The sequence below is a fragment of the Acinetobacter sp. WU_MDCI_Abxd143 genome, assembly GCF_025514195.1.
GTDB classification, from domain to species: domain Bacteria; phylum Pseudomonadota; class Gammaproteobacteria; order Pseudomonadales; family Moraxellaceae; genus Acinetobacter; species Acinetobacter pittii_H.
The window spans coordinates 125,904-151,142 of the sequence record NZ_JAHPTH010000002.1 but is presented as its reverse complement, the minus strand read 5'-3'; the positions used below and the strand labels follow the sequence as shown (position 1 = coordinate 151,142).

The 25,239-nt window shown below is 37.3% G+C and carries 21 protein-coding genes; 19 read left to right on the top strand and 2 right to left on the bottom strand.

Annotated elements, in window-relative coordinates; translation table 11 throughout:
* Window positions 1-30: 30 nt before the first annotated feature.
* From tssE to KTI79_RS05385, 14 genes are all read left to right on the top strand, one after another.
* A complete protein-coding gene (tssE, locus tag KTI79_RS05455; RefSeq protein WP_002048404.1) occupies window positions 31-507 on the top strand; it encodes a type VI secretion system baseplate subunit TssE in 477 nt (158 codons plus the stop codon).
* Window positions 508-523: 16 nt separating this feature from the next.
* Window positions 524-2,335, top strand: a complete 1,812-nt coding sequence (gene tssF / locus KTI79_RS05450) for a type VI secretion system baseplate subunit TssF (RefSeq protein ID WP_032053528.1) — start codon at window positions 524-526, stop codon at window positions 2,333-2,335.
* Window positions 2,299-3,297 carry a type VI secretion system baseplate subunit TssG gene (tssG, locus tag KTI79_RS05445; protein WP_086375750.1) on the top strand — a complete coding sequence of 333 codons (999 nt, stop codon included), beginning with the start codon at window positions 2,299-2,301 and terminating at the stop codon, window positions 3,295-3,297. Before tssF ends, tssG begins: the two co-directional genes overlap by 37 nt.
* Complete coding sequence (locus KTI79_RS05440) at window positions 3,294-4,703, top strand: hypothetical protein (RefSeq protein ID WP_032053530.1); 1,410 nt, start codon at window positions 3,294-3,296, stop codon at window positions 4,701-4,703. Before tssG ends, KTI79_RS05440 begins: the two co-directional genes overlap by 4 nt.
* A gap of 30 nt (window positions 4,704-4,733) precedes the next feature.
* Window positions 4,734-8,555 carry a type VI secretion system membrane subunit TssM gene (gene tssM / locus KTI79_RS05435; RefSeq protein WP_032053532.1) on the top strand — a complete coding sequence of 1,274 codons (3,822 nt, stop codon included), beginning with the start codon at window positions 4,734-4,736 and terminating at the stop codon, window positions 8,553-8,555.
* Between the two features lie 37 nt (window positions 8,556-8,592).
* Complete coding sequence (tagF, locus tag KTI79_RS05430; protein ID WP_005076739.1) at window positions 8,593-9,552, top strand: type VI secretion system-associated protein TagF; 960 nt, start codon at window positions 8,593-8,595, stop codon at window positions 9,550-9,552.
* Window positions 9,553-9,554: 2 nt separating this feature from the next.
* Window positions 9,555-10,322 (top strand): OmpA family protein, encoded by a 768-nt coding sequence (locus tag KTI79_RS05425; RefSeq protein WP_032053533.1) that lies wholly within the window; start codon window positions 9,555-9,557, stop codon window positions 10,320-10,322.
* A gap of 16 nt (window positions 10,323-10,338) precedes the next feature.
* A complete protein-coding gene (locus KTI79_RS05415; RefSeq protein WP_004793184.1) occupies window positions 10,339-10,602 on the top strand; it encodes a PAAR domain-containing protein in 264 nt (87 codons plus the stop codon).
* 148 nt (window positions 10,603-10,750) lie between these two features.
* Complete coding sequence (tssH, locus tag KTI79_RS05410) at window positions 10,751-13,432, top strand: type VI secretion system ATPase TssH (protein ID WP_079284141.1); 2,682 nt, start codon at window positions 10,751-10,753, stop codon at window positions 13,430-13,432.
* A 22-nt stretch (window positions 13,433-13,454) separates the two neighbouring features.
* Window positions 13,455-14,549, top strand: a complete 1,095-nt coding sequence (gene tssA / locus KTI79_RS05405) for a type VI secretion system protein TssA (protein ID WP_032053535.1) — start codon at window positions 13,455-13,457, stop codon at window positions 14,547-14,549.
* A gap of 16 nt (window positions 14,550-14,565) precedes the next feature.
* Window positions 14,566-15,930: a type VI secretion system baseplate subunit TssK gene (tssK, locus tag KTI79_RS05400; protein WP_032053536.1), complete on the top strand. Its 1,365-nt coding sequence runs from the start codon at window positions 14,566-14,568 to the stop codon at window positions 15,928-15,930.
* Window positions 15,931-15,947: 17 nt separating this feature from the next.
* The gene (gene icmH / locus KTI79_RS05395; protein WP_016141458.1) at window positions 15,948-16,754 is read left to right on the top strand and encodes a type IVB secretion system protein IcmH/DotU; all 807 of its coding nucleotides are present in this window, start codon (window positions 15,948-15,950) and stop codon (window positions 16,752-16,754) included.
* A 12-nt stretch (window positions 16,755-16,766) separates the two neighbouring features.
* Window positions 16,767-17,390: a hypothetical protein gene (locus tag KTI79_RS05390; RefSeq protein ID WP_032053537.1), complete on the top strand. Its 624-nt coding sequence runs from the start codon at window positions 16,767-16,769 to the stop codon at window positions 17,388-17,390.
* Window positions 17,391-17,397: 7 nt separating this feature from the next.
* Window positions 17,398-18,351, top strand: a complete 954-nt coding sequence (locus KTI79_RS05385; RefSeq protein ID WP_016141456.1) for a M15 family metallopeptidase — start codon at window positions 17,398-17,400, stop codon at window positions 18,349-18,351.
* On the opposite strand, the gene KTI79_RS05380 is transcribed toward KTI79_RS05385, so the two are convergent.
* Complete coding sequence (locus KTI79_RS05380) at window positions 18,348-19,205, bottom strand: LysR family transcriptional regulator (RefSeq protein ID WP_032053538.1); 858 nt, start codon at window positions 19,203-19,205, stop codon at window positions 18,348-18,350. The genes KTI79_RS05385 and KTI79_RS05380 overlap by 4 nt on opposite strands.
* 147 nt (window positions 19,206-19,352) lie before the next feature.
* Here KTI79_RS05380 and KTI79_RS05375 point away from each other — a divergent pair, with 147 nt between their 5' ends.
* From KTI79_RS05375 to KTI79_RS05360, 4 genes are all read left to right on the top strand, one after another.
* Entirely contained in the window at window positions 19,353-20,021 is a 669-nt protein-coding gene (locus KTI79_RS05375) for an ankyrin repeat domain-containing protein (protein ID WP_199937207.1), read from the top strand.
* A gap of 16 nt (window positions 20,022-20,037) precedes the next feature.
* On the top strand, window positions 20,038-20,520 hold the full coding sequence (locus tag KTI79_RS05370; protein ID WP_032053540.1) for a nucleoside deaminase: 483 nt from the start codon (window positions 20,038-20,040) through the stop codon (window positions 20,518-20,520).
* Window positions 20,520-21,701, top strand: a complete 1,182-nt coding sequence (locus tag KTI79_RS05365; protein ID WP_032053541.1) for a cyanate transporter — start codon at window positions 20,520-20,522, stop codon at window positions 21,699-21,701. Before KTI79_RS05370 ends, KTI79_RS05365 begins: the two co-directional genes overlap by 1 nt.
* A gap of 129 nt (window positions 21,702-21,830) precedes the next feature.
* Complete coding sequence (locus KTI79_RS05360; protein WP_032053542.1) at window positions 21,831-22,988, top strand: winged helix-turn-helix domain-containing protein; 1,158 nt, start codon at window positions 21,831-21,833, stop codon at window positions 22,986-22,988.
* A gap of 37 nt (window positions 22,989-23,025) precedes the next feature.
* On the opposite strand, the gene KTI79_RS05355 is transcribed toward KTI79_RS05360, so the two are convergent.
* Window positions 23,026-23,481: a GNAT family N-acetyltransferase gene (locus KTI79_RS05355; protein WP_086375748.1), complete on the bottom strand. Its 456-nt coding sequence runs from the start codon at window positions 23,479-23,481 to the stop codon at window positions 23,026-23,028.
* Between the two features lie 111 nt (window positions 23,482-23,592).
* Here KTI79_RS05355 and KTI79_RS05350 point away from each other — a divergent pair, with 111 nt between their 5' ends.
* A complete protein-coding gene (locus KTI79_RS05350) occupies window positions 23,593-25,068 on the top strand; it encodes a PLP-dependent aminotransferase family protein (RefSeq protein WP_032053544.1) in 1,476 nt (491 codons plus the stop codon).
* Window positions 25,069-25,239 lie beyond the last annotated feature (171 nt).

Sequence of the window (25,239 nt, the reverse complement as noted above, 5' to 3'; positions counted from 1 at the left end):
TGTCTTTAAGCATGCTTGTTGTGAACTCGAATGAATTTAGATCGGCTTTATCCCTATGGATTTCGTTCAACTTTGTTTGACCGTTTAATTCCTGAAAGTGAAGATTATGCAAAAGGTCTTTCTATTCAGCAATTAAGAGAATCGGTAGCAAAAGATTTAGAAGACTTGCTTAACAGTCGAGTCGCTAAGTTGGATCATGTGGTCGATGATTATCCACTAGTTAAAAAATCTATACTTCAGTTCGGTATTATTGATTTTGTGGGGCTTTCTACAGCTAATCCGCTAGATCGAGACAAGATTTGCCAATCAATTGAACAATCAATTGCAGCTCATGAACCCAGATTAAGACAAATACGGGTAGAGATGTTGTTGGATGGGCACAATATGGGGGCATTGTGTTTAAGCATTCAAGCATATCTAAATATTCATCCACTGTATGAACCTGTCGTTTTTGATGCATTGTTAAAACCGACAACGCAGCAATATGTAATTTCAGCGAGAACCTAAGCATAGTGGGTGTGTTGTGATAGAAGAGCTTTTACCTTTTTACGAAAAACAACTACAGGAATTTGGTCAGCAATCTCGTGAATTTGCCCAAAAATATCCGAAAATTGCTCAGCGTCTATCTTTAAATCAAGAGCAGATCGATGATCCGCATATTGAACGTCTTATACAGGCTTTTTCATTAATTTCGGCTCGTATTGATAAAAAACTTGCTGATAGTTATGACGTATTTACACGTTCCTTATTTGAGGTAATGTTCCCTCAATACTTACGACATTTTCCGGCTTGTTCTGTAATAAGTTTTGAAGATATAAATAAAATAAAGCAGCTTACAGAAGCGCATATTGTTCCTGCACACACAGTTTTGAAGTCTCGCAGTTTTAAAGGCGTTCAGTGTGAGTTTAATACCACGCAAGAAGTCAAATTACTCCCGATAAGCTTGCAAGCGCTAGAATTCCAAAGTACACCTAGTGCCCATATGCATTTAAGTCAAAATGCGACTTTAACTTTTAAATTTGAAATTTTTAATCATGCTCATGTATGTTTAGTAAACGAAAAATTACCTATTTATTTAGATGCAATTTCTAATTTTCCACTTCAAGTACTAGACAGTATTTTTAAGAAGGGAACAACTTTTGCCATTAAAATAGGGCAGAAAATTGTTGAACTGGATAAAAATCCATTTGAGTTAACAGGTTTTTCCGAGCAAGAAAATCTATTGCCACTCGATCAGCATACTCATCATGCTTATCGTTTGCTGATGGAGTATTTCTGTTTTCCTGAAAAATTTAATTATTTAAAACTCGATTTAGGTTTTTTAAAGCGCTTATCTCTAGAAAATAGTAATTTTGAACTGCTTATACATTTTAAATTAAATTTAAATGATCAAGCTGTAGTGCGAAATTATTCTGAATTAAATGTCGCTAATTTTAAATTGTTTACTACACCAGTTATTAATTTATTTGAAAAATACGCTGAACCACAAAAAATTGTACATAAGCAATTAGAATATCCGCTGATTACAGATGCTCATCATCCTGAGTTTTATCAGGTGTATTCAATTACTGAAATGAATATGGTTCGTGAAAAAACGACTCAAGAAGAGAGCTATGTTCCAGTGCTGCCTTTTTTTGCCATGAGTCATTATCATGCTGACACGGCACGTTTTTTCTATTCGGTGAATTATCAAAAGCTACAGCCCAATTTTGTCGAAATGGGTTATTCAATTATTTCTAAAAATTTAAATCCTTCGTCAACACGTTCGGATTTTATTAGCACAAAACTATTATGCTCAAATCGTGACTTGCCGCATGAAGCATTAGGACAGTCCAATAATATATTAAATCTAAATGACAGTAGTTTGGCTCGTCGTGCCATTGTTTTAAAAAGACCTACAAAACCTTATCAATTTGGTCAAAGTCAGAGTGAGCAGTGGCGTGTTATTTCACACCTTTCATTAAATAGTTTAGCTTTAATGAAAGGTGATGCGGTATCTCATATTAAAGAGTTACTTGCTTTATATAACTTACCTTTATCAAAAGAAAATTATCTAATTATTGAAGCAATCAAACATCTCGAATTTTCACTCACTCACAAGCTTGTAGATGGAAAACCATTCCCAATGTTTGTAAGAGGGGTAAAAGCAGAATTACAGATTGATTCATCGGTATTTAGAGGACATAGCCTATACATTTTTAGCCAATTGTTAAGTCGTGTTTTTAATTTAAAGGTTCAAATTAATAGTTTTGTTGATTTGGTTGTTAAGGATTATTCATCTCAGCAGGAGTTATACCAATGCAGTCAGAACGTTGGTGGCAAGACTCTTCTGTAACAGCTGAGCTCTTTACAAAGCCAAAGTCTTTTGAGTTTATCCAAGCAACACGGCTATTAAGACATGATTCAAATCGTACAGTTAGTTCATCTTGGAGTGATCATTTTAAGTTTGAGACATCCTTTAATTTAAATTTTCCTGCTACAGAGATTGAAAATTTAGAATTAACGGACGAGCGGATTTATATTACGAATTTAATTGTTGGTCTTACTGGTATACAAGGTGCTTTACCTTATACGTATACGAATAAGATTAAGCAAGCTTCACGTCAGCAACGAGCTGAAACTAAAGAGTTTCTAAGCTTATTTAATCATAAGCTTACTGCTCAATATGTAGATTCTAGTATTACTTATAATCTACCGATTAGATATGAGATAGAACATAAAAATGACTATTTAGATATTCTGCATGCTTTGAATGGTTATGTGCGTTCACAGCATCAACAAGCTGATCTTGATGAATATTTTGCAGAATTTTCAGGATTAATGCAAGGGCAAAATAATACAGTTCATGCATTAAAAACGATGCTGTCGTGTATTTTTAAACATGAAATTACGATTAAAGAATTTGTACAAGAATCCTTTAAGTTAGCGAGTGATCAGTTAACAACTTTAGGTGGAAGTCAGCCGAGTCTACTTGGTGTTAATACTTTTTGTGGGGAAACCATTCAGCAGATTGACGGAAAAATTGAAATTCAAATTGGACCATTAAAACGTCAGCAATATCTCAGTTTCTTACCAAATCAAGAGTTAAGCTTAAAGCTTAAAAAACTTGTAGAAACATGGTGTAGTCCAACTTTATCAATAGATTTACGGCTTATCTTGGATGAATTAGAAATACAACCTATTTGTCTCACTCATAAGAATCAGAGTGGGTTAGGCCAGGGTTCTTTTCTCATATCACGACAACCCAAAGTACATAGTCATGAAACCTGCTATAGCCTTATTGGAGAGACAATATGATTAAAAAAATATTACTCTCATTCATTGCTATTTTTTCAGTAGTTAGTGGAATTATTATTTTCTACTGGCGTGATGTTCAATATAATCCTGATAAAGGAGATTTTTTCCTTTATTTCTTAGTTTTACCAGCAATAATTACATTGGTGATTTTATCACCGTGGTTAATTTATAGCGCTTATACAACGTATAAAGACAAAAAAGAGCAAGCAATAAATCAAGATAAAGATGACGTTAACTCAAAACAAACTGCGGTAACTGATCAACCATTAGAACAGCTAGATTTCAATATTTATTCTGCTTTTGCTTTACATGCTTTTGGTGAGAACGAAAGCATTATTGAGCAGCTACAAAACTTTAAAAGTCCAGAGCTGGATAATCAATTGTTAAATTCTTACGGATTACCTCTTTTATCTTACCGTATTAAAGATTTTGATGAAGAGAATCATGAGGAGAGTGATTACTCATCTCCACGACAAGTTCGTATGATGTCATTGATAAGACAGCAACTAGAACAAAATATAGAAAATTTCTATCTTCTAGCCGAGCATTTAAAACGTTCAACTTTATTTTATGAGTCGCAACAGGCCCGTGAATATCACATGCATCCGGCATGGGTGGATCCTGATTCTGAATATGATGATGTTCAAATGCCGATCGTAGAAGTTTATCGTTTAAATCGCTTAAATCTACACATCCTTCTTTCGGAGGATTTATTACATATCTGGAATGATGACCAAAGTAATGAACTAATTTTAGAATTCTTTGCTGAGGTTGGTATTCCTGCTCAAAAGCTCCATATTGAATATCATTTTTTTGGAGAGCAACTGGCTTACCAAGAGTTGATACACCTATTAAAGGGTATTCATAAAAGAGAACATGAGATGTTCTTTTTGGTCGTAGTTGATTCTGAAATTGATCAGGATCTGGTCGATGAAAAATCTTGGATGATTAAGGATTATATTCCTGCTGAATTTGCGGCCAGCTGTTTACTGGCTGATCCTTTAGCGAAAATTCAAGAATTAGAACCTTCTAAGGCACTGAAAGTTGTTGTGAGCCAACAAGATACAGCGAAGCTTTTTAAAAATTTTAAATTTAATGATTTGCCTCAGCATGAAGGTGAGGAGCCTTATGTACTGATATTGTCAGATCAGACCGATATAAAAGTTTCGAAAAAATTGCAGCAGCACTTTCTTCAAACGCCTGTAGAACCGCATCACTATATTTATGTGAAATCTTCATTAGGGCATACCCAACATTTAGCTGATATTTATGGCTTTATGCTGAGTATGCATTTTCCTGAACATATCATTCCTTTTGTCTTTGGAGTAAATACGGTGTCAGCGCATACATTTGTGCAATCTGTCACTGAAAATTCAGAAGATGATGCGATGGTGTTGAATAACTAATTTAAACTTTGGACTTAGAACGAGAATAGAATGCATACAATTTTAGGCTACTTGTGGCAGTACATCACGAATCCTAAAGCAATTATCGCCGTGTCATTGTTCGTGGCATTGATGTCTTCATATACTTCAATTCCTCGTCATATATTCTGGGCTTTAGCAACTGCCTATGCTTTGGGTCTTATTGTTTATGGTATCTATTGGCTTATTCAACGAAGAAAGCATGCTGCTCAAGGTGAAGAGCTAGCTGAAGCAATTGAAAAAGATAACCAAGCTGAATATGGCAAAAATAAAGATAAAGAAGAACTTCAGCTTATTAATCAACAAATGAAAGAATCAATCCAATTGATTCGTAAATCTAAGTTGGGTGATAAAAAAGGGAATGCTGCACTATATGAGCTTCCTTGGTATATGGTTATTGGTAACCCGGCAGCAGGTAAAAGTTCGGCTATTTATAACTCTGGTTTAAAGTTTCCATTTGAAGAAACGCATCAGAAAATGGTATCTGCTGGCCTAAGTGGTACTCGAAATTGTGACTGGTTCTTCTCTACAGAAGGTATTTTGCTTGATACAGCAGGTCGTTATTCTGTTTATAGTGAAGATCATTCTGAGTGGTTAGGTTTCTTAAATATTTTAAAAAAGAACCGTTCTAAAGCTCCAGTCAATGGTTTGATTTTAATCGTTAGTATTGCTGAGCTCATTAGTCAAAGTCCTGAAAATTCGTTAAAGCTTGCTAAAAATTTACGTGCTCGTATTCAAGATCTAACCGAACGTTTAGAAGTTGTTGTACCTGTTTATTTAGTCTTTTCAAAGATGGACTTAATTGCAGGTTTTACTGAATTCTTTGAGTTTTACGAAGCTCAAGAATACAACCAAGCTTGGGGAGCAACGCTTCCATATGAACAGAGTTCTTCACATAATGCTGTAGAGTTATTCGAAAAACATTACAACATTCTTTACGATGGTCTAAAAGGGGTAAGTTCGACTCATTTAAGCCGCCGTCATTCGCAAAATATTTCACCAAGTGTAATGACTTTCCCATTAGAGTTTAAAACACTAAAACCAGCTTTAAAAAGCTTTATTGGTACACTTTTTGAAGATAATCCATATCAATTTCAACCCGTTTTCCGCGGCTTCTACTTCACGAGTGCTTTGCAGGAAGGTGTAATTGAAAGTCCAATGACTGAACAAATTGCCCAAGAATTCCAGCTGACTCAAATCGCTCAAAGTGATTTAAAAGATTATTCAAAAAATACCCCTAATCATGGCTATTTCTTAAATGGTCTATTTTCAGATGTTATTTTAAGAGATAAAGATCTCGTTAAGCAGCATGTAAATACGGGTAGAAAACGTCAGCGCTATATTGCATTTATTGGTGCTTTAGCGGGTGTTTCAATTATTTTGGGTGTATGGGTTTGGTCTTATCGTAACAACCAACAATTAATTGGTGAAGTGCAAGCTGACTTAAATAAAGTAGTTCAATTAGAAAGAGCTTCTGGTCAGCAACTGTCTACTCAATTAGAAGCTTTGCTAATTCTTCAAAGACGTCTACAGCAGTTAGATGAGTTTGACGAAAATAGACCCCTTAAATTTAGTTTTGGTTTATATCAGGGCAATGAGCTTCGCGAAAAGCTAAAAGCCGAATATTTAAAAGGTGTTAAGCAGATTGTATTAACACCAACACAGCAAAATATTGCTCAATATTTGCAACGTGTAAAAAATAATGAAGCAACCTTAAAAGCGAATCACACAAATGTTGAAATCAAGCAAACTGCGCAGTCTCAACAATATTTGGAACCTTCAGATACCAACCCTCAAGACGCTTATAACGCATTAAAAGCTTATTTAATGATGAGCAATCCGCAATATATGGATGCAAGTCATCTAAGCGATCAGGTTACGCGTTTCTGGCGCTCTTGGTTAGATGCAAATAAAGGTCAAATGCCACGTGCAGACATGATTCAAGAAGCTGAACAGATCTTGTCGTATGCAATGACCTTAGCAAATGATAAACAATTCCCAGTTTTAGAAGCTGACTCTCAAATTGTTGATCAAACACGCCAAGTATTGCTCTCGGTTGTTCGAGGAATGCCTGCGCGTGATCGTGTTTATAACGAAATAAAAATGCGTGCAGCAGTACGTTTCCCTGCGTTGACTGTAAGTCAGATTGTAGGTGAAGCTAATAAAAATATTGTATTGGGTAGTTATGCATTGCCTGGGGTATTTACTCAAAAGGCATGGAATGACTATGTAGAAAAAGCAATTGAAGAGGCCGCAGATAAGCCAACAGATAGTAAAGATTGGGTGCTAAATAGTCGTCAATCTGATGATTTAACTTTCTCAGGTAGTCCAGAGCAAATTAGAAAGCAACTGACTGCTCTTTATAAGCAAGAATATATTGCGGAATGGAGAAAATTCCTAAATGGTATTCACTATGCTAAAGCTGGTCAATTTGCTCAGCAAGTTAAAAATATTGATGTTTTAGGTGAACCACAAAATTCTCCAATTAGAACATTAATTGAAAGAGTAGCAGTCGAAACAAACTGGGATAATCCGGTTGTTCAAGCTGAGCTCGCAGCTCCACAAAAAGGATTTATTGCGTGGTTTAAGCGTAAAGTTTTAAATCATGATGACAAGCAAGTTACTAATCAAGTGGCAAACAATGCTCAAGGCGCTATTTCTCAAGAATACCAAATGTTCTATCAGTTGGTTCGCAAACGTGATGACCAACAAGGTAAGTCATTGCTTGATGAATATATGACAAATTTAGCACTCGTTCGTAGTAAGTTTAACGAGCTTAAGAATGCGGGTGAAATTGGACCTAATGCGATGACATTAGTCAAGCAAACCCTTAATGAGCAAACGTCTGTATTTAACCAAACTCAAAAAATTGTCGATGAAAAAATGGCGGTTGGTTTCAATGAAATTGATCAACGATTACTACAAAAATTGGTAGTTAGTCCACTTACGCAAGCTTTTGAGAGTTTAATTACACCGACCCAAGACGAAATTAATAAATTATGGGTAATGCAAGCCTATCAACCATTTACAGCAAATCTTGCTAAGAAATATCCATTTAACTCATCAGCTTCTTTACAGGCAACAAGTAGTGAAATTGGTCAAATCTTGGGTGAGAACGGTAGTATTTCTCGCTTTGTAAAAGAAAGCCTAGATCCATTTGTGATTCGTCGTGGATATACATTAACGTCTAAAACCTGGAAAGATTTAGGCATTAGTTTAAATCCTCAATTTGTTATGAATTTCCAAAGATATGTTGCACCAGCCAATGGTATGGCAACTGGTGAGTTGAATGCTCAAGCGCAAGCGGCACCAGCGACTAACCAATCTAACTTCCAGTTCTACCCAATTCCAAACCCACAATTGCTTTCATATACCATTGATATTGATGGTCAGCGTATGACTTATGAAAATGGTGTTCAGCAGTGGGTTAACTTCATTTGGCCAAACCAAGGAAGTATTCCGGGCGCTCGTATTACTGCAGTAGATTTACAAGGTCAAACGCATACGATTTTTGATGAGCCAGGTGAGTATGGTATTAACCGTTTAATTGATAGCGCTCAACGTAAGGAACAAAATGGCGGATTTGAAATGCTTTGGCGTAGTAAAACTGATCCATCATTATTTGTGAAAATGAATTTTCGTCTAATTAGCAGTAATTCAGGCAGTATTGGTTCAAGCCGTGGTTATGCAGGTATGCAACTGGTTGACAAAGTCACTGCCGACAAAGCAGCTCGTGTAGTATCTGCTCAGCAAGCGCCAGCTCAAGCTGCTCCAGCAAGAACTGAAAATCCTGTTTCAGCACTTGCTCAGCCTTCTGCGGGAGTTAAACCATGACATGGAAAATAACCTCTATGCGAAAGGAGGAGCAATAATGCAAACATTAAAAACAACTCCTTTGTATTACGGCAAAAGTCCTGCACGAGGCGACTTTTTAAAAACAAAAGGTCAGAATGCTCTAATACAGTTGCTTGATCAGTGGATTACTGAAGCATTGGAATATGCAATGCAATCAGGTAGCTTTAAACAAGCTTATAACACGTTACCTTCACTGGATTTCTTTATTGCGAATCCGAAAGAAAATATGTTTTTAGCGGCAAATTTGCTCGCAAGTGAAGATAGTTCAGGTCGATCTTTTCCAATGGTACTGAGCCATTTATTAGAAATTGATTTACCGTATGATAATTTGTTGTACGCACCATATAGCTATAAACATGTATTAGTTGATTTATTTCAAAACAATCGTGCTTTAAAAGGAATTAAAGATTCAGATCTGTTACTTGGAAAATTAGGTCACTTACAAAATCAAATTCAGGTTTTAACTGAACGCGAGTGTGTAGGTTTCTATGAAAATCATACGATGCATTCATTTGCTCAACTCATGAAGTTAAGTATTTATGAGTTAGCGCAAAGTATGATTGGGCTGGGATTATTGCTACAGCCAATTTTACAAAATGGAACGAGTCGCTTAAATAAAGTTTTAATTTTGCCTATTAATAATTCTGCTTACAGTTATGAAATAGCAGCATTTTGGGTCAGTATTATTTGTCGCTTTTTAAAAGAACATAATACTGAGGTGCTGATAGGTTTGTTACATCGAGATCAACCTGTATTATTCTTCGGTTTTCAAGGGGCTGATATTTTAGCCCTGAGCGATATTTTTACTCAGAATATGGATAGTAAACACTGGGTTTCTTTAATAGAAGCTCAGTGGATTGATACTTATTTGGAGCAGAATGCCGGTTTAGCTACGCTAGAACAATCATTATGCCAACGCCAATTAAGTTTAAATCAAGGCTTAAAACTATTTAGACAGACTTTTTTGGGTGAATAATAATGAATCAACGATATCAAACTAAACTTTCACAGCTCATAAAAGGCTGTTTTATCTATGCAATCGCTAACTATGCTTTAGCTCAGCCGATTGTCGTAGAAGGTGTGGTCCCTAACGAAGCAAGTAAACAGGCTATCTTATTAAAAATGCAGTCTGTTTATGGTGCTGATCAGGTTGTCGATAAAATACAAGTGAGACCCGTAGCTGCTCCTAATGGTTGGAGTGACTCGGTAACTCGAGTGATTACGCCTGATCTTAAAAAGGTTTCACAAGGCAAATTAAGCGTAAATGGTACTCGGTTTGAGTTGAGTGGAAAAATGCTGAACCCAGCAGATATTCAGCCTACAATTCAATCTTTTCAAGGATTAGTGCAGCCACCGTACCAACTGTATTCACAGTTATCAGTCAATCAGGCTGAGCAGAAAATCATTGATGATGCACTTAAAAATCGAATTATTGAATTTGAATCTGGTAGTGCGGTTTTAACTGATGCGGGTCAAAAAATTCTCGATGAGATGGCTGTTGCTTTAAATAAAGTAGGCGGTAAAAAAGTCAAAATTATTGGTCACACTGATAGTTCTGGTGATGCGACTAAAAACTTAAAACTTAGTCAAGACCGAGCATTGGCAGTTAAAAACTATTTGATTAGCAAGAGTATTCCTGCCGACCATTTATCTACAGAAGGTTTAGGTTCATCTAAGCCAGTTGCAGATAACACTTCTCCAGAAGGAAGAAAGAAAAACCGTCGGATTGAGTTTACTGTTCTATAAATATAAGGAGAAGAACATGGCTAGCCCTTACATTACGATTGGATGCCCAACAACTGGTGGAGGGCAAGTCATTTCAGGAAACAGTACATTTTTAATTGATGGAATTGCAATTGCTTGTGTAGGAGATAAGGCAACTTGTCCGTTACACAAAACGGTTTCTACGATTGTATCGGGAGATCCAAATATGCTTGTTATGGGAAAATCCGCAGCACGTGTAAATGATTCATTATCATGTGGCTGTAAATTATTGCCAAAACAGAGTTTAGTTAATCAAGGATAAGGGTAGAGATATTTTTATATAGATATAAATATCTACTAAAACATATTAACGCTTGAAATGATGAGTAGTTTGTCTGATAAAGCTGAATTTTGTTAATATACAGGCATTATGATTTTAAGCATTAAATTATTTAAAAATATTGAGAGTAATGATGAGTAATTTAAAAATTTTAATTACAAAACTTTCTACAGTTGCACGAACTGCTTTAGAAAAATCGGCTAATGCTTGTGTTATTCAACAAAATTACGAAATTGAAATTGAGCATTTATTTTTAGAATTACTTAATCAATCTTTAGAGAATGATTTAAAAATTTTATTAAAGAAGTATAAAATTTCATCTGAAGCTTTAGCTGATGATTTAAAAGAAACAATTTCTCAATTACCAAAAGGTAATACCCGAACTCCTATTTTTGCTAAATCTATTGTTCGTTTGTTTGAACAAGCTTGGTTATTAGCTTCGGCTGAACAAAATCCCGTTATTCGTAGTGGTCATTTATTAGTTGCTTTATTAACTGCGCCTGATTTATATCAAATTGCAACAAGAGCTTCGAGTTTATTTGATCTTTTACCAATTGATTCAATGAAACATAAGTTTCTTGAAATTTGTGAGAAGAGTGTTGAACAACAAGATGAAACAAAAACACCTTCAGATGAAGCTGCACCTACAGACACAACTGCAGCAGCTACCAAAGTAGCTAAAACACATGCACTTGATCAATATACGATTAATCTCACTGAAAAAGCGAAAAAAGGCGGTATAGATCCAGTGATTGGGCGTGAATATGAAATTCGCTTAATGCTCGATATTTTAATGCGTAGGCGTCAAAACAATCCGATCTTAACCGGAGAACCTGGTGTTGGTAAAACAGCTGTAGTGGAAGGTTTGGCTTTAAAAATTGCTCAAGGTTTAGTACCAAACGCCCTAAAAAATGTACATTTACATGTGCTGGATATGGGGTTGTTGCAGGCAGGTGCAAGTGTTAAAGGCGAGTTTGAAAATCGTTTAAAACAGGTTATTCAAGAAGTTCAAGCTTCTACTCATCCTATTATTTTATTTATTGATGAAGCGCATACTTTAATTGGTGCAGGTGGACAAGCAGGGCAAAATGATGCTGCAAATCTTTTAAAACCAGCACTTGCACGTGGTGAGTTGCGTACGATTGCTGCGACAACTTGGGCAGAATATAAACAATATTTTGAAAAAGATGCGGCATTGAGCCGACGTTTTCAGGTGGTGAAAGTAGAAGAGCCAACCGAAGAAGTTGCGGTAGATATGTTGCGTGCGATGATTCCAGTCATGCAGCAGCATTTTAAATTACAAATTGATGATGAGGCGATCGTTACAGCGGTTCACTCTTCACATCGATATATTAGTGGCCGTCAACTTCCGGATAAAGCAGTTAGTGTTCTTGATACGGCAGCAGCACGTGTTGCATTGACTCAAAATGCTCAACCAGTAAAGCTTGACCAGTTAAAGGCCCAAGAACATAACTTAAAACTTGAACAGCAAATTTTAGAAAATGAGCACCGTCAGATTCCAATACATCATGAACGATTGGACGCTTTAAAAGCTAATTTAGAATCTTTGCAAAAAGAGATCCATGAAACCGAAGAGCAGTGGCAAAAAGAATTAGAACTTGTTCATAAAATTCAAAAGTTAGAAGCACAGAATCATGCTAATGAGTCTGAAGCTTTCGATCAGATTAATCTGCTGCGTAAAGATCTTGCCGATATTCAAGGCCAGCAACCATTAGTATTTGAAAGAGTAAACTCTCAAATTATTAATGAAATTATTTCTGATTGGACTGGTATTCCTGTTGGAAAAATGGTCAATGATGAAATTAAACAGATATTAACGCTTGATGATAAATTGGGCCAGCGTGTAATGGGGCAAGATTATGCACTCACACAATTAGTTCAAGGCATTAAAACTTCAAAAGCAAAACTTGAAGATCCTAATAAGCCACAAGGTGTATTTCTTTTGGTTGGCCCAAGTGGTGTAGGTAAAACTGAAACTGCATTAACTTTGGCAAATGAATTATATGGTGGTGAGCAGCATTTAATCACCATTAATATGTCTGAATATCAAGAAGCACATACGGTATCTTCATTGAAAGGTGCGCCTCCAGGATATGTCGGATATGGCCAAGGTGGGGTTTTAACAGAAGCTGTACGCCGTAACCCGTACAGTGTGGTGTTGCTTGATGAAATTGAAAAAGCTCATAGCGATGTTCAGGAACTGTTCTATCAAGTATTCGATAAAGGTACTTTAGAAGATGGTGAAGGACGAGTAATTGATTTTAAAAACACGACTATTTTGTTAACTTCAAATGCTGGTTCAAGTGCCATTATGCAGGCTTGCTTAAATAGACCTGTAGAAGAGTGGCCTACAGCTGAAGAGTTGATTGAGCACTTAAAACCAAGTTTATATAAACAATTTAAGCCTGCATTTTTAGGCCGAATGAGAGTTGTACCTTATTTCCCACTGCATGATGATCTACTTGTACGAATCATTAAGCATAAGTTAGGCAAAATCACAGCAAGAATTGAGAAACAATACGGAACACAAGTCCAGTATTCTGATGATTTGGTAGAGCTCCTCTTAAGCCGTTGTACAGAAGTCGATAGTGGTGCGCGTAACGTTGATAATATTTTAAATTCTACAGCGTTACCTGCATTGGCTACAGAAATTTTGGTGGCTTTAGCAGAGCAAAAACTACCAAAAATTATCATGATTGATGCTAAAGATGACGAAATTCAATATGTACTAGACCCAGTTGTAAAAGCTGCTAAAAAAAGGACTAGTAAAAAATTGAAGTCAGAAGTTTAAAATTGAATAGAGCTAAAATTAGATGAATATTGATATTTCTGAACTACTTGAACCCATTAGTGATAGTTTGCCTTGTGGTGACGACTTTTCGTTTTCTAATGAATTTCATGAAATAAAAAAAGCGAAGACACAAGATGATCTATTACTAGATCAAGGTGATTGGGTTGCTGAGCGCAAACAAGCCGATTGGGACTTTGTAGCAAAGAACACAAGTGTTTTGCTAAAAGATAAAACGAAAGATATTCGTCTATTAACTTGGCTCTTAGAAGCTTGGACTCATCTTGATGGTTTTGAAGGTATGGCGAAAGGTTTAACTTTAAGCCATTCCATGCTAAATCAATACTGGCAGGAAATTCATCCTGTTATTGAAGATGATGACTTGGATCAACGCATTGGTTTATTACAGGGTTTAATTAATCAACTTCCGATGTTGTTAAAGAAAGTCCCTTTAACCAATACGGCTCCTTATTATAATTTGCTTGATTATGATAATTTTCTTTATCACGAAAATGTTCGCCGTAAACAAACAGAAGAGTATGATAGCCAGTCGGGGCCATCGGAATTAGAACAATTCGACCAAGCTATTTTTAATACGTCTAAAACTTTTCAATATTCTAACTATCAAGATTTTAGTTCAGTGTTAACTGAGTGGGATGTTTTAAAGCAAACTCTCGATCATTTAATGGGGCTAGATTCGCCAAGTTTTGCTGCGATTGATTCAGCATTTGAGACTATTCACAGCACATTACGCAAGATTTATAAAGCAGAAGCTTTTGGTTCAGGACTTGCACCAATCCAAGAACAGGCTACTGTCATCACGAGCTCATCTATGGAAAATCAAGTGCCTGTACAAGTTGTTTCAGATCAGCCTGCTTTTCAGCCTCAAGCACAAACACACTTGGCTAACCGCGAGCAAGCAATGAAAGTGCTGCAAGAGATCGCAGATTACTTCCAAGCAAATGAACCTCATAGCCCTGTGAGCTATATGCTTCAAAAAACTATTAAATGGAGTCAAATGCCATTACATGAATGGTTAGCGCAAGTCATTAAAGATGAGCATCCATTACAAATGGTTCAGGAAATGTTAGGTGTACAGCCTAAAAATGAATATGAATAAAGATTGGTAAAGACATATGTTTAAAGCTGAAAAAGTCCTGTGGGGCGAAGGTTTATTTTTAAGACCTCAACATTTCCAAATTCAAGATACCTATCATGAACAACGCCTAAATCATACGGTTCGTGCGGTTGTGCCTTTTTCGTATGGTATTCAAAAATTGAGTTTCGACGAGGCTCAATTGAGTACGCATATACTTGCTCTTGAGTCTGTAGAGATGATCTGGCAAGACGGTGAAATTTATCAGGCGCCTGCATATGATTTATTGCCTGAACCAATTTTATTAGATGATCTTAATTTACGTGGTGAGATGCTAATCTATTTAGCATTGCCACTCTTACAAGCAAATAAGCAAAATCTAATTGATCAAAACCAATCACAAAAGGGTAGATATCAATCTCACCTTGTCGAAACGCATGATCTATTTACGAATGCTACCGAAGCCGATATTAGTTTGCTACGCCGCCGTGCTGTTTTTAAATTATTAGATGTTCATAGTAATCCAGACCATAATTTAGATGGTTTCTTATATCTGCCGATTGGAAAAATTAAGCGCCAAAGCTCTGGTGCTTTTGAAATTGACCGAAAGTTTATTCCACCAATTTTGCACGTGGATGCCTCTGAAACACTCATTTCAAACTTAAAAAGAACACTGAATGTTATTAAGGCAAAAATTAAGACGATTCAAACCAATAACCGAGAAAATGAACAGAAATTAATTGAATTCCGTTCAGGTGATATTGTTTCTTTCTGGTTAGTGAATGCCTTAAATACAGCTCATGCCGGTTTAAATCACTTTGTGCAATATCCACAAATCCATCCAGAACGGTTGTTTTTCGAATTATTGCGTTTAGCAGGTTCATTATTAACTTTCTCGACAGCCTATGATGTCGATCAGTTGCCTGCTTATAAACATCATAATTTACAAGAAAGTTTTACTCAGTTAGACACGATTCTGCGTGATTTACTCGATACGATTATTTCAAGTCGTTATATCAGTATTGCGCTTAAAGAGATCCGACCTTCATATTGGGTGGGAAGTCTTGAAACCGATAAGATTACTCGAGACACTCGACTTTATATTGCTGTATCAAGTAGTGCTATGCAGACCCATGAGTTGATCCAGATCGTACCTTTACGATTCAAGATTGGTAGCACTTTGGATGTAGAGCAACGTGTAGTTGCTGCATTACCTGCAATTCCATTACATCATTTGATTCAGGTTCCAACGGCAATACCGGTACGTTCTGGTGTGAGTTATTTTGAAATTGAACCGCATCACGAGCTATATCAGCGCATGCTAGATTCAGAGACGATCTGTATTTATGTTCCAGCTGGTTTCCAAGATATCAGTATTGAATTGATTGCGGTCATGAACGCTTAACGGTAAAGGAGAGAAAAATGTCACAATCTACAGGCGCTCCTTCTTTATTTGACGATGGGCAAATCGGGACAGGTGGAAATAACAATAGCCAGTCGCAGGCAAAACTACAGGCAATTAATCTTATTGATTTATTGCATGATGGCTTTTATTTGATTTTTTTAATTCGAAATCAATATGTGCCAGCAGATGCGCAGCAATTCCGTGAAAAAACCCTAAATTTGCTTAATCAATTTGAGCAACAAGCTAAAAAACTACAATTTTCAGCTGATGATATTCATGATGCTAAATATGCATTTTGTGCATTAATTGATGAAACCATCGTAACGCAACAAGACCCAAGCTATTTTAATTTACAGAATGCTTGGTTGATTAGCCCATTGCAATTGAGCTTGTTTGGTTCTCAGTTAGCGGGCTATCGCTTTTTTGAAATTTTGGAGCAATTGCGAAGCCGTGGAAAAGAACGACTAGCTGCTCTTGAAGTATTTCATTACTGCCTTTTACTTGGTTTTCAAGGTAAGTACCGCATTGAGTCTATTGAAAGTCTTAACCACTTAGTATCAAGAGTGGGTGATGAAATTGACTATTTAAAAGGGAAAAAAGTTGCATTTTCGCCGTTCTCGGCAATTCCTGATCAAATACGAAATATTATTCATCGCGAAGTACCTTTCTTTTGGATTTTGATCTTTTTATTGATTTTTGCATTACTTACCTTTGCAGGTTTAAGATTTATGCTGAATAATCAAAATGATAAAGCATTATCTAATTATCAAAATGTGATTTCTGCTCCTCAAGAGCAAGCGCATATTACAATTTATTTACCTTGATGATGGTACGAAATGGCTCAGGAAAAACCAACTTCTATTCGAGTTTTACAATCGAATAAAAAAAAGCCGAAATCACCACTACTGTATATTGTGATTGGTGTAATTGCAGGGGTGTTTGTCAGCATCTCGCTATTCCTGTTCTTGTCTCAACCGAATTCGCCAGAATCAGCAGCAATTGAGAGTAAATCAATAGAAGAGCAAATTTTAAATCAAGATGCTGCTCATTCTTCTGATGAACAAAATCAGGTTGCTGTAAGCCAAGACAACGAAACAGACTCAATGAGCCGTGATGGCTTTGAACAGCCAAAAGATAATGAGTTAAGTAATATCTTTAAACCTGTTCCGCATAAAACTGTTGCTGCGAATGAACAGCGAGTTTCACCTTTTGATGAGCAGCTAACAGGTGAGAAGAAAGTTCAAGTCGTGCCTCAACTACAGACGGGTGCAGCTAAAGTGGCTCAACCCAAAATACAGCCAGCTCAGCAAAAACCTGTGAGTAAGCCGCCGCAACAACAAGTGGCTCAGGCTAAACCCGTAGTTGAGAGTAAAGCTCCAGCCGAACCAGAACCTGAGGTTGAGCCACCTAAGGCATCGGTAGATATTAAAATTACACGAAGTCCTTTTGCCGTGAATTAATGAACTGATGATGATCTTTCTCATTTTCTTTTGCTTTACATGTTTGGCAATTGGTTTAGCGTTTTTAATGTCTTATGAACTCAGGAGTAGAAGCAAAGATTTTGTTTTGTCATTACTGCCCCAAGGGCGTAAACAGCTTAATCAGGTGAAGCAATTTGCTCAAACCATGAATCAGGCAGCTGCTCCTGAAAAATTACAATCTCATTGGCATTTACAACAATGGTGGATTGTAATTGCAGGCTTTTTTTTGTTTGCCAGTATATTAATTTTTGCTTTTACTCGTCCGATTAGTTCAACTCGAATTGAAGCTGAATATCTGAAAAAAACTGATCCTCAAATTTATGCACTTTTAAATGGTGAAATATTATCGCCGCCGCCAGAAGTGGATGAAAGCTTAATTGAGGCCGCAATTGTTGAGGCTACGCAGTTAGAGCAGCAATATTCGTCTCAAAATAGTGGAGCTATTAATTCTTCACCGATTGATAATGCAAGTTTCGATGGTCGAGCTATTCTGGACACGACTTTGGTTGATCGTAAATGGGACAAAATGAACCCACGTTATAAACAGCGTTTACTCATGGTGTTTAAAATCATGAAAGAACAGTATGGTTATGAGTTGGTTTTATTGGAAGGTTATCGTAGCCCAGCACGTCAGAATATGCTGGCAGGCAATCCTAACACGACTAGAGCGAGGGGGTATCAAAGCTATCACCAGTTTGGTTTGGCTGCTGATGTAGCATTCAAGCGAAATGGAAAAGTGGTTATTTCTGAGCGAGACCCGTGGGCGATGCAAGGCTATCGGTTATATGGACAAGTTGCCGAATCGGTGGGGCTTACTTGGGGTGGACGTTGGAAATCTATCCAAGATTATGGGCATACCGAATTCCGTATGCCAGGCTTAAGAAAAACTCAAGAAATGGCAGAAAAACTTATTGCTGAAAGTTCGAATGATATAAGTTAAATATTGATTGAAGACTGAAAACGATCCTTTAAAACGGTCGTCATTTTATCTACAAGCTGGGAGATTATCCCAGCTTTTTCCCATGTGTAAATTGAAACGACCATAGGCGGAACAGCCCCGAATGAATCATATCGACGTACTCTACGTCCAGTAGTCGTAGCCACAGGTAATAAAGATAACCCTAATCCTGTTTCAACACTGACTAACACGCTTTCTAGGCTACTACCAGTAAAAGCAATATACCACCGTCGCCGCTCACGTTCTAAGGTTGCGAACATTTCGTCCCGATAAAGCCCTCCTTGAGGAAAAGTGACTAAACTCACGGGGTCAGTCGATGGAGTCTTTGAGTTTTCACTTGCAAACCATGCCATTTCTTCTGGGAAAGTAGCGTGGTGATCAGCACTGGCTGCGGGTTCTTTGACAATAATAATATCGAATTCACCATTTCGATAACGGTCTGTTAGGTTCCGACTTAAGCCAGAGGTTACGTCTAAACGAATGGAACGATGCTCTTTGGCAAATATACCGAAAACTTCAGCCATTGCAGGACTCATCATATCTTCTGGTAGACCAATACGAATAGGAATACTTCCTGCCGGATCTTTAAGTAGGATCTCAGCTTCTTGTTGAAGAGTCAAAATCCGCTGCGCATAACCAATCAGATATTCTCCCGAAACTGTCAATTTGAAAGGTCTTGCTGTTCGATCTATAAGCGCATGACCCACTGATTCTTCAAGCCGCGCTAACTGCTGACTAATCGTTGATTGAGTCAGATGTAATCGATCGGCGGCTGCGGTAAAACTGCCCGTTTCAAAAATAGTGACAAAAGCACGTAAAAGGCGAGGATCAAACATATTATACACCGCTACGTTTAAAAGCAGATCAGATAAGTATTTATAATCTTAATACTATCGATTAAATAATTTAATTTCCAAATACTTTTGGTGGTGTTTATTCTATTTACAAAATGTTTTGCCATAAATTTCTATTGGGAGACCAGCATGCGTAAGTCACTAATATGGATAAATCTGATCGTCGCGGTAGGGGCTTTAGGTTTTACAAATATGACGAATGCAATAAGTGAATACCCTTTACATCAGGCAGCAATAAATAACGACACTCAATCTATAAAAAAGATTTTATCTCAAAAGGCTTTAATTGATGAGCGGGATGAAACTGGTTCGACTGCTTTGATGGTCGCAACAAGAGCAAATAATGTACATGCTGCTCATATGCTGATAGAGGCGGGTGCGGATGTAAATGCAAAAGATAATATTCAAGACAGTCCGTATTTGTACGCCGGCGCACAAGGATATTTAAAAATTCTAAGAATGACACTCATGCATGGTGCCGATTTAAAAAGTACTAATCGTTACGGTGGGACTGCGCTCATTCCTGCAGCGGAGCGAGGCCATGTTGAAACGGTTCGTACATTAATTGCGGCTGGTATAGATGTTAATCATGTCAATAATTTGGGGTGGACCGCATTGCTTGAGGCCATTATTTTGGGCAATGGAGAACCAAAATATCAACGCATTGTAGAGCTTTTATTAAAAGCAGGGGCTGATCCGAACTTAGCAGATAAAGACGGCATTACGCCATTACAACATGCGCGTTCACGAGGCTACCGCGAAATTGAAAAAAGACTTCTTGCAGCTGGTGCAAAATAAAAAGTGAGAGTACATGATGGAAAAAGGTGAACAGTTTTTACGTAATGCGATTGAGCTTGCCTATAACAATATTGAAAAAGGTGGCAGACCATTTGGAGCAGTAGTTGTAAAGAATGGAGAAATTATTGCTTCAGGTGTAAATCAGATTCTGACAACCAACGATCCCACTGCACATGCCGAATTACTGGCGATTCGTGCAGCCAGCCAAGTTTTAGGGACTGCCAATTTAGAAGGCTGCTCTGTGTATGCAAGTGGTCATCCATGCCCAATGTGTATGGCTGCAATGCGTTTAGCAGGTATCAAGTCGGTGAGCTATGCATATTCTAATGAAGACGGAACACCATTTGGTTTGTCTACAGCCGAAATATATATAGAGCTTGCCAAGCCCTTTGCTGAGCAATCAATGAAAATTCAATATATACCGATCAGAGTTGAAAACCGCACTGATCTTTATGCGCATTGGAAGAATTATCAGGCCCAGAATTCAGGCTCAAAATAATGAAGCAGTCTGGAGCTTTTTTGACCCAGCCGATGCTCATTGTAACTGTGGCTTTAGTTGGCCTTAATTTAAGACCATTTATCACAAGTATTGGACCATTGATTGCCAATATTCGAACAGCCACTGGTTTAAGCTTACAAGGGATAGCACTACTTACTTTGCTACCGATGATGCTTATGGGACTCATTGCATTTGTTGGCCCAATATTGCAGAACTATGTGGGCGAACGAAAAGCTATTCTCGGTGCATTGCTCGCCATTTGTGGAGGATGTGCTGTCCGATTTTTATTGCCTACATCTGAAGGATTAATTCTTAGTGCAATAGTAATTGGATTCGGAGTTGCGATGATACAAGCGGCTTTTCCGGGCATGATTAAACGAGAATTTAGCCAATACATAGGTCCGATGATGGGGCTTTATTCGGCTATGCTCATGGGCGGTGGGGCGTTAGGAGCATGGTTAGCTCCCATAATTTCAAATATAACGGGTGTCTGGTCGATTGGACTGGCTTTTTTTGCTATTCCAGCTTTATTTACATATATATTGGCACTTATCTTTTTACCTTCAAAAGTTCGCTCATCCATTCATCGCGCGCCTATAAGAAAGTTATTAAAGCAACCTCGAACTTGGTTATTAATGGCTTGTTTCGGGCTTGTAAATGGTGGCTACTCATCAGTCGTAGCTTGGTTAGCACCTTCTTTTCAAGATCAGGGTCAGAGCGCAGCGCAAAGTGGACAACTACTTGCTTTACTGGCCTTGAGCCAAGCAGCTTCAGCACTCATTTTGCCTGTTTTAGCTAGGAAATATAAAGATCGACGTCCATGGTTATGGTTTACGTTAGTCATGCAACTAGTCGGTTTCTCTGGAATAGCTTTTATGCCTGAGTTCGCCTCTATGCTTTGGGCAATTTGTTTGGGCGCGGGTTTAGGGGGATGTTTTGCCTTAATGCTTATAGTTGCATTAGATCATTTTGATGAACCGATACATGCAGGTGCTTTATCTGCACTGATGCAAGGAGGCGGTTTTTTACTGGCAGCAATCCCGCCATGGATTATTGCAATTTTGCATGATTTTACTGGGACTTATAAAGCGGGATGGCTTTTTCATTTAGTCAGCGTGATATTAGTTGTTATTTTAGTGATTAGATTAGCTCCTAAAAGTTATTTTAAGATGAGCCTGTAAAATGTTGAGTTAGTCGAGATTCTTTTTATAAAGAATTACCGATTCTAAATCACAAGCAAATCAGGAAATAGTGATACGATAGAACTGAAAATTTCCGCTTTTAAATGAATACAACAATATTTGATTTTTATGACTTCTTCTTTGAAACAGCTCACTTTATTCAATCAAGGCCTAGGAAAAACCAGTCGATTTGCAAAAGGTTTGGAAGGCACTTTACAGGCGATTGAGCATTTAGGATATGTGCAAATTGATACCATATCGGTTGTAGAGCGAGCTCATCACCATATATTGTGGAGCCGAGTGCCTGATTATGAGCTAAGTCATCTCAATAGTTTGGTACGTGAGCGCCAGATTTTTGAATATTGGTATCATGCCGCATCTTATCTTCCTATGAAAGATTATCGCTATGCGCTGCCTGCCATGATGTCTGTTAGGAACGGGGAAAGCCGTTATTTTAATAGAGGCGATCAACAGCTCATGAATGAAATTTTGGCGCGTGTTCGTGCTGAAGGTAAAATTCGTCTACGTGATATTGATAAGAATAATAAAAAGAGTTTGGGAAACTGGTGGAATACAGGTCCGGGCCGCCGTGCTTTTGAGCAGTTATATATGCAAGGTGACCTGATGATCTGCGAACGTAACGGAATGGAAAAGGTCTATGATTTTACCGAGCGCTGCTTGTCTGAAAATATTGATTTAAGTATGCCTACACTTTATGAATATGCACAGTATTTATTTAATAATACGCTTCGAGCACATGGTGCATTTACATGGAAACAACTGGTTCATTTAAAGAAAAATGATTTAAAAGAAACTATGCGTGCTGTGCTAATGGAGCAAATTGACGCAGGCGTAGTATCTGCAATTAAGCTTGAGAATGGTCAAACGCTATATGTTGATGCCGTTGCAATAGAACAAAAGCTTAATACTGAGTTCGGTTTAAAAATACTTTCGCCTTTTGATAATTCTCTTATTCATCGTGACCGTTTAGCTTCTTTATTTGAATTTGATTACCGCATTGAATGCTATGTACCAGCGGCCAAACGTGTATATGGTTATTTTTGCTTGCCGATTCTATATCAAGATGAGTTAGTCGGCCGAGTAGATTGTAAAGCGCATCGGTCTATCAAAGAATTAGAAGTGATTAGCCTTTATCTGGAAAAAACAGTAAAAAATAAGGAGCTCTTCTTCTTCGAACTGGAACAAGAGCTCAAGCGTTTTGCTGCGTTTAATCAATGCTCAACTATTAATGACAAAGTGATTAAGCGTATTCGCAGTAAAACTTAAACACCAAAAGCACTCCAGCTTTTGGTGTTTTCACTTTTTAGTTTAAAGGCATACGATATTGAATAACTCCTGGTTTTTGTGCAATCCAGTCATAAAGCTTTTGGGCTGTTAGATTGGTTTCTTGAGTATGCCAATATAAACGGTCACAGTTGTGTTCGATAGCTTGCTTCTGCACATATTCAATGAGTTGCTTACCAATATGTTGTCCACGAACTTCAGGTGAAACATAGAGGTCTTCTAGATAACAGTAATTATTTTCTGCCCATGTTGAACGATGAATAACATAGTGCACAATTCCTAAAACCTGCTCACCTTGTTTGGCAACGGCACAGTACATAGGTTCATTCTCATCGAAAAAACGTTCCCATGTTACTTTTGTGACATGAAGGGGTAAATTCACCTGATAAAAATTTTGGTAAGCAAGCCAATATTTTTCCCATTGTGAATAATCTTGCTGCTGAACAGGAACGATTTGAAGTCCTTGATTTTGCATAATAATTACACTCTGTTTTTAAGTAATAAAAAATCGACAACTAGAGTGTAGTTTTGGTAGTGGTATTTTTATAAGATACACTTTTGATATTTTTTACAGTACCAGTTTGTTATGGCAGCTTCGATTGCGGCATCTTTTCCACATTTAATTTTGCCAAAAGGCCAGATTAAAGATGGATTATATACGGCTTTGCGTGATGCAATTTTAGATGGAAGGCTGACTGCCGGAACAAAATTACCCTCAAGTCGTGCTTTGGCAGAGATGATGTCAATTTCAAGAAATTCTGTATTGGCGGCTCTTGAACGATTACTGGATGAGGGATATTTATTTACCAAACCAAGTTCAGGTACCTATGTTGCTGAGGTTGTGCCGGATCAGTTAATACATGTTCAAAAAAATTCAAAAGAAAAGTCTAAAAATACTCATCGTTCCTTAAATATTAATCCGAATATTGAAGCTTTATTGGATTCATGGCGCAAGCAGTCATGGTTAAGTAAAAAGAAAAAGATGTTTCATGTAGGGGTAGGCTGTATTGATTTATTTCCTCATCAACTGTGGGGCAAGTTATTAACACAAGCTTGGCGGCAATCATATTATCAGCTTGGTCAATTTTACGACCCACGTGGCTATCTACCTTTGCGTCAGGCAATTTCTGAATATGTTCACTCCACACGAGGGCTGAACTGCAACGAAGAGCAAATTATTATCGTAAACGGAACGCAGCAGGCTATTCATTTAACGGCCTATGCCTTACTTCAAGCAAATGATGAAGTGTGTTTGGATGAGCCGGGATATGATGCAGCTTTTAAGATTTTTCGAAGTTTTGGAGCTCAGATAAATTTGATCGAGAGTGATGAGGAGGGAATGCAAATCTCTGACATTACTGATCATTACTTCAAAAGTAAACTGGTCTATACAGCACCTTCACATCAGTTTCCTTTAGGGGGAACTTTAAGTTTAGCTCGCCGTTTTGCTTTATTAGATTGGGCAAACAAACAAGAAAAATGGATTTTTGAAGATGATTATAATAGTGAGTTTCGTTATGGCACTCACCCAATTCAAGCACTACAAGGTTTAGATCAGCAGCAAAGAGTCATTTATTCTGGCACTTTTACCAAGATGATGTTTCCAGAGTTTCGTTTAGGGTTCATGGTTGTACCTGAAGCATTAATTGAAACCTTTAGTGCAGCTAAATATTATACTGACGTGCGAAGTTCATATTTAGAGCAGGTCGCTTTAGCTCTATTCATTCAACAAGGCCACTATGCTCGACATGTACGTAAAGTTCGAAAGGCATGCTATGAGCGTCAACAAGTATTGATTAACGCTATTAATGAACACCTCTCAGATGTACTCGACGTTCGGCCAACAGATTCAGGCATTCATCTTATATGTTGGTTAAAAGCACCATGGACTGAGCAGGAGTTTATTTCTTATTGCTCGGCATTGAACTTAGAGATTCAACCTCTATCAAGATATTGTCAACTTGAGTCGAAAAAAGCAGCGGTTCTTTTGGGATATGCGGCCCATCAACCTGAGGAAATGGTAGAAAATATTAAGAGACTAGCCATCAGTATCAAAAAGTAAAATAGCTAAACTTTTCAAAATTATATCTCGACGTTAGAACGATTTTTTTTAATGAGAAGGATAAAATATTTATTCGATTTTTATATTTTGATGAAATTTAAAAAAAATGGAAAAAATTAATTTTAAAAAATTTATTAATCTTATTTTAAGCTAACTTAATTATTCTAAAAA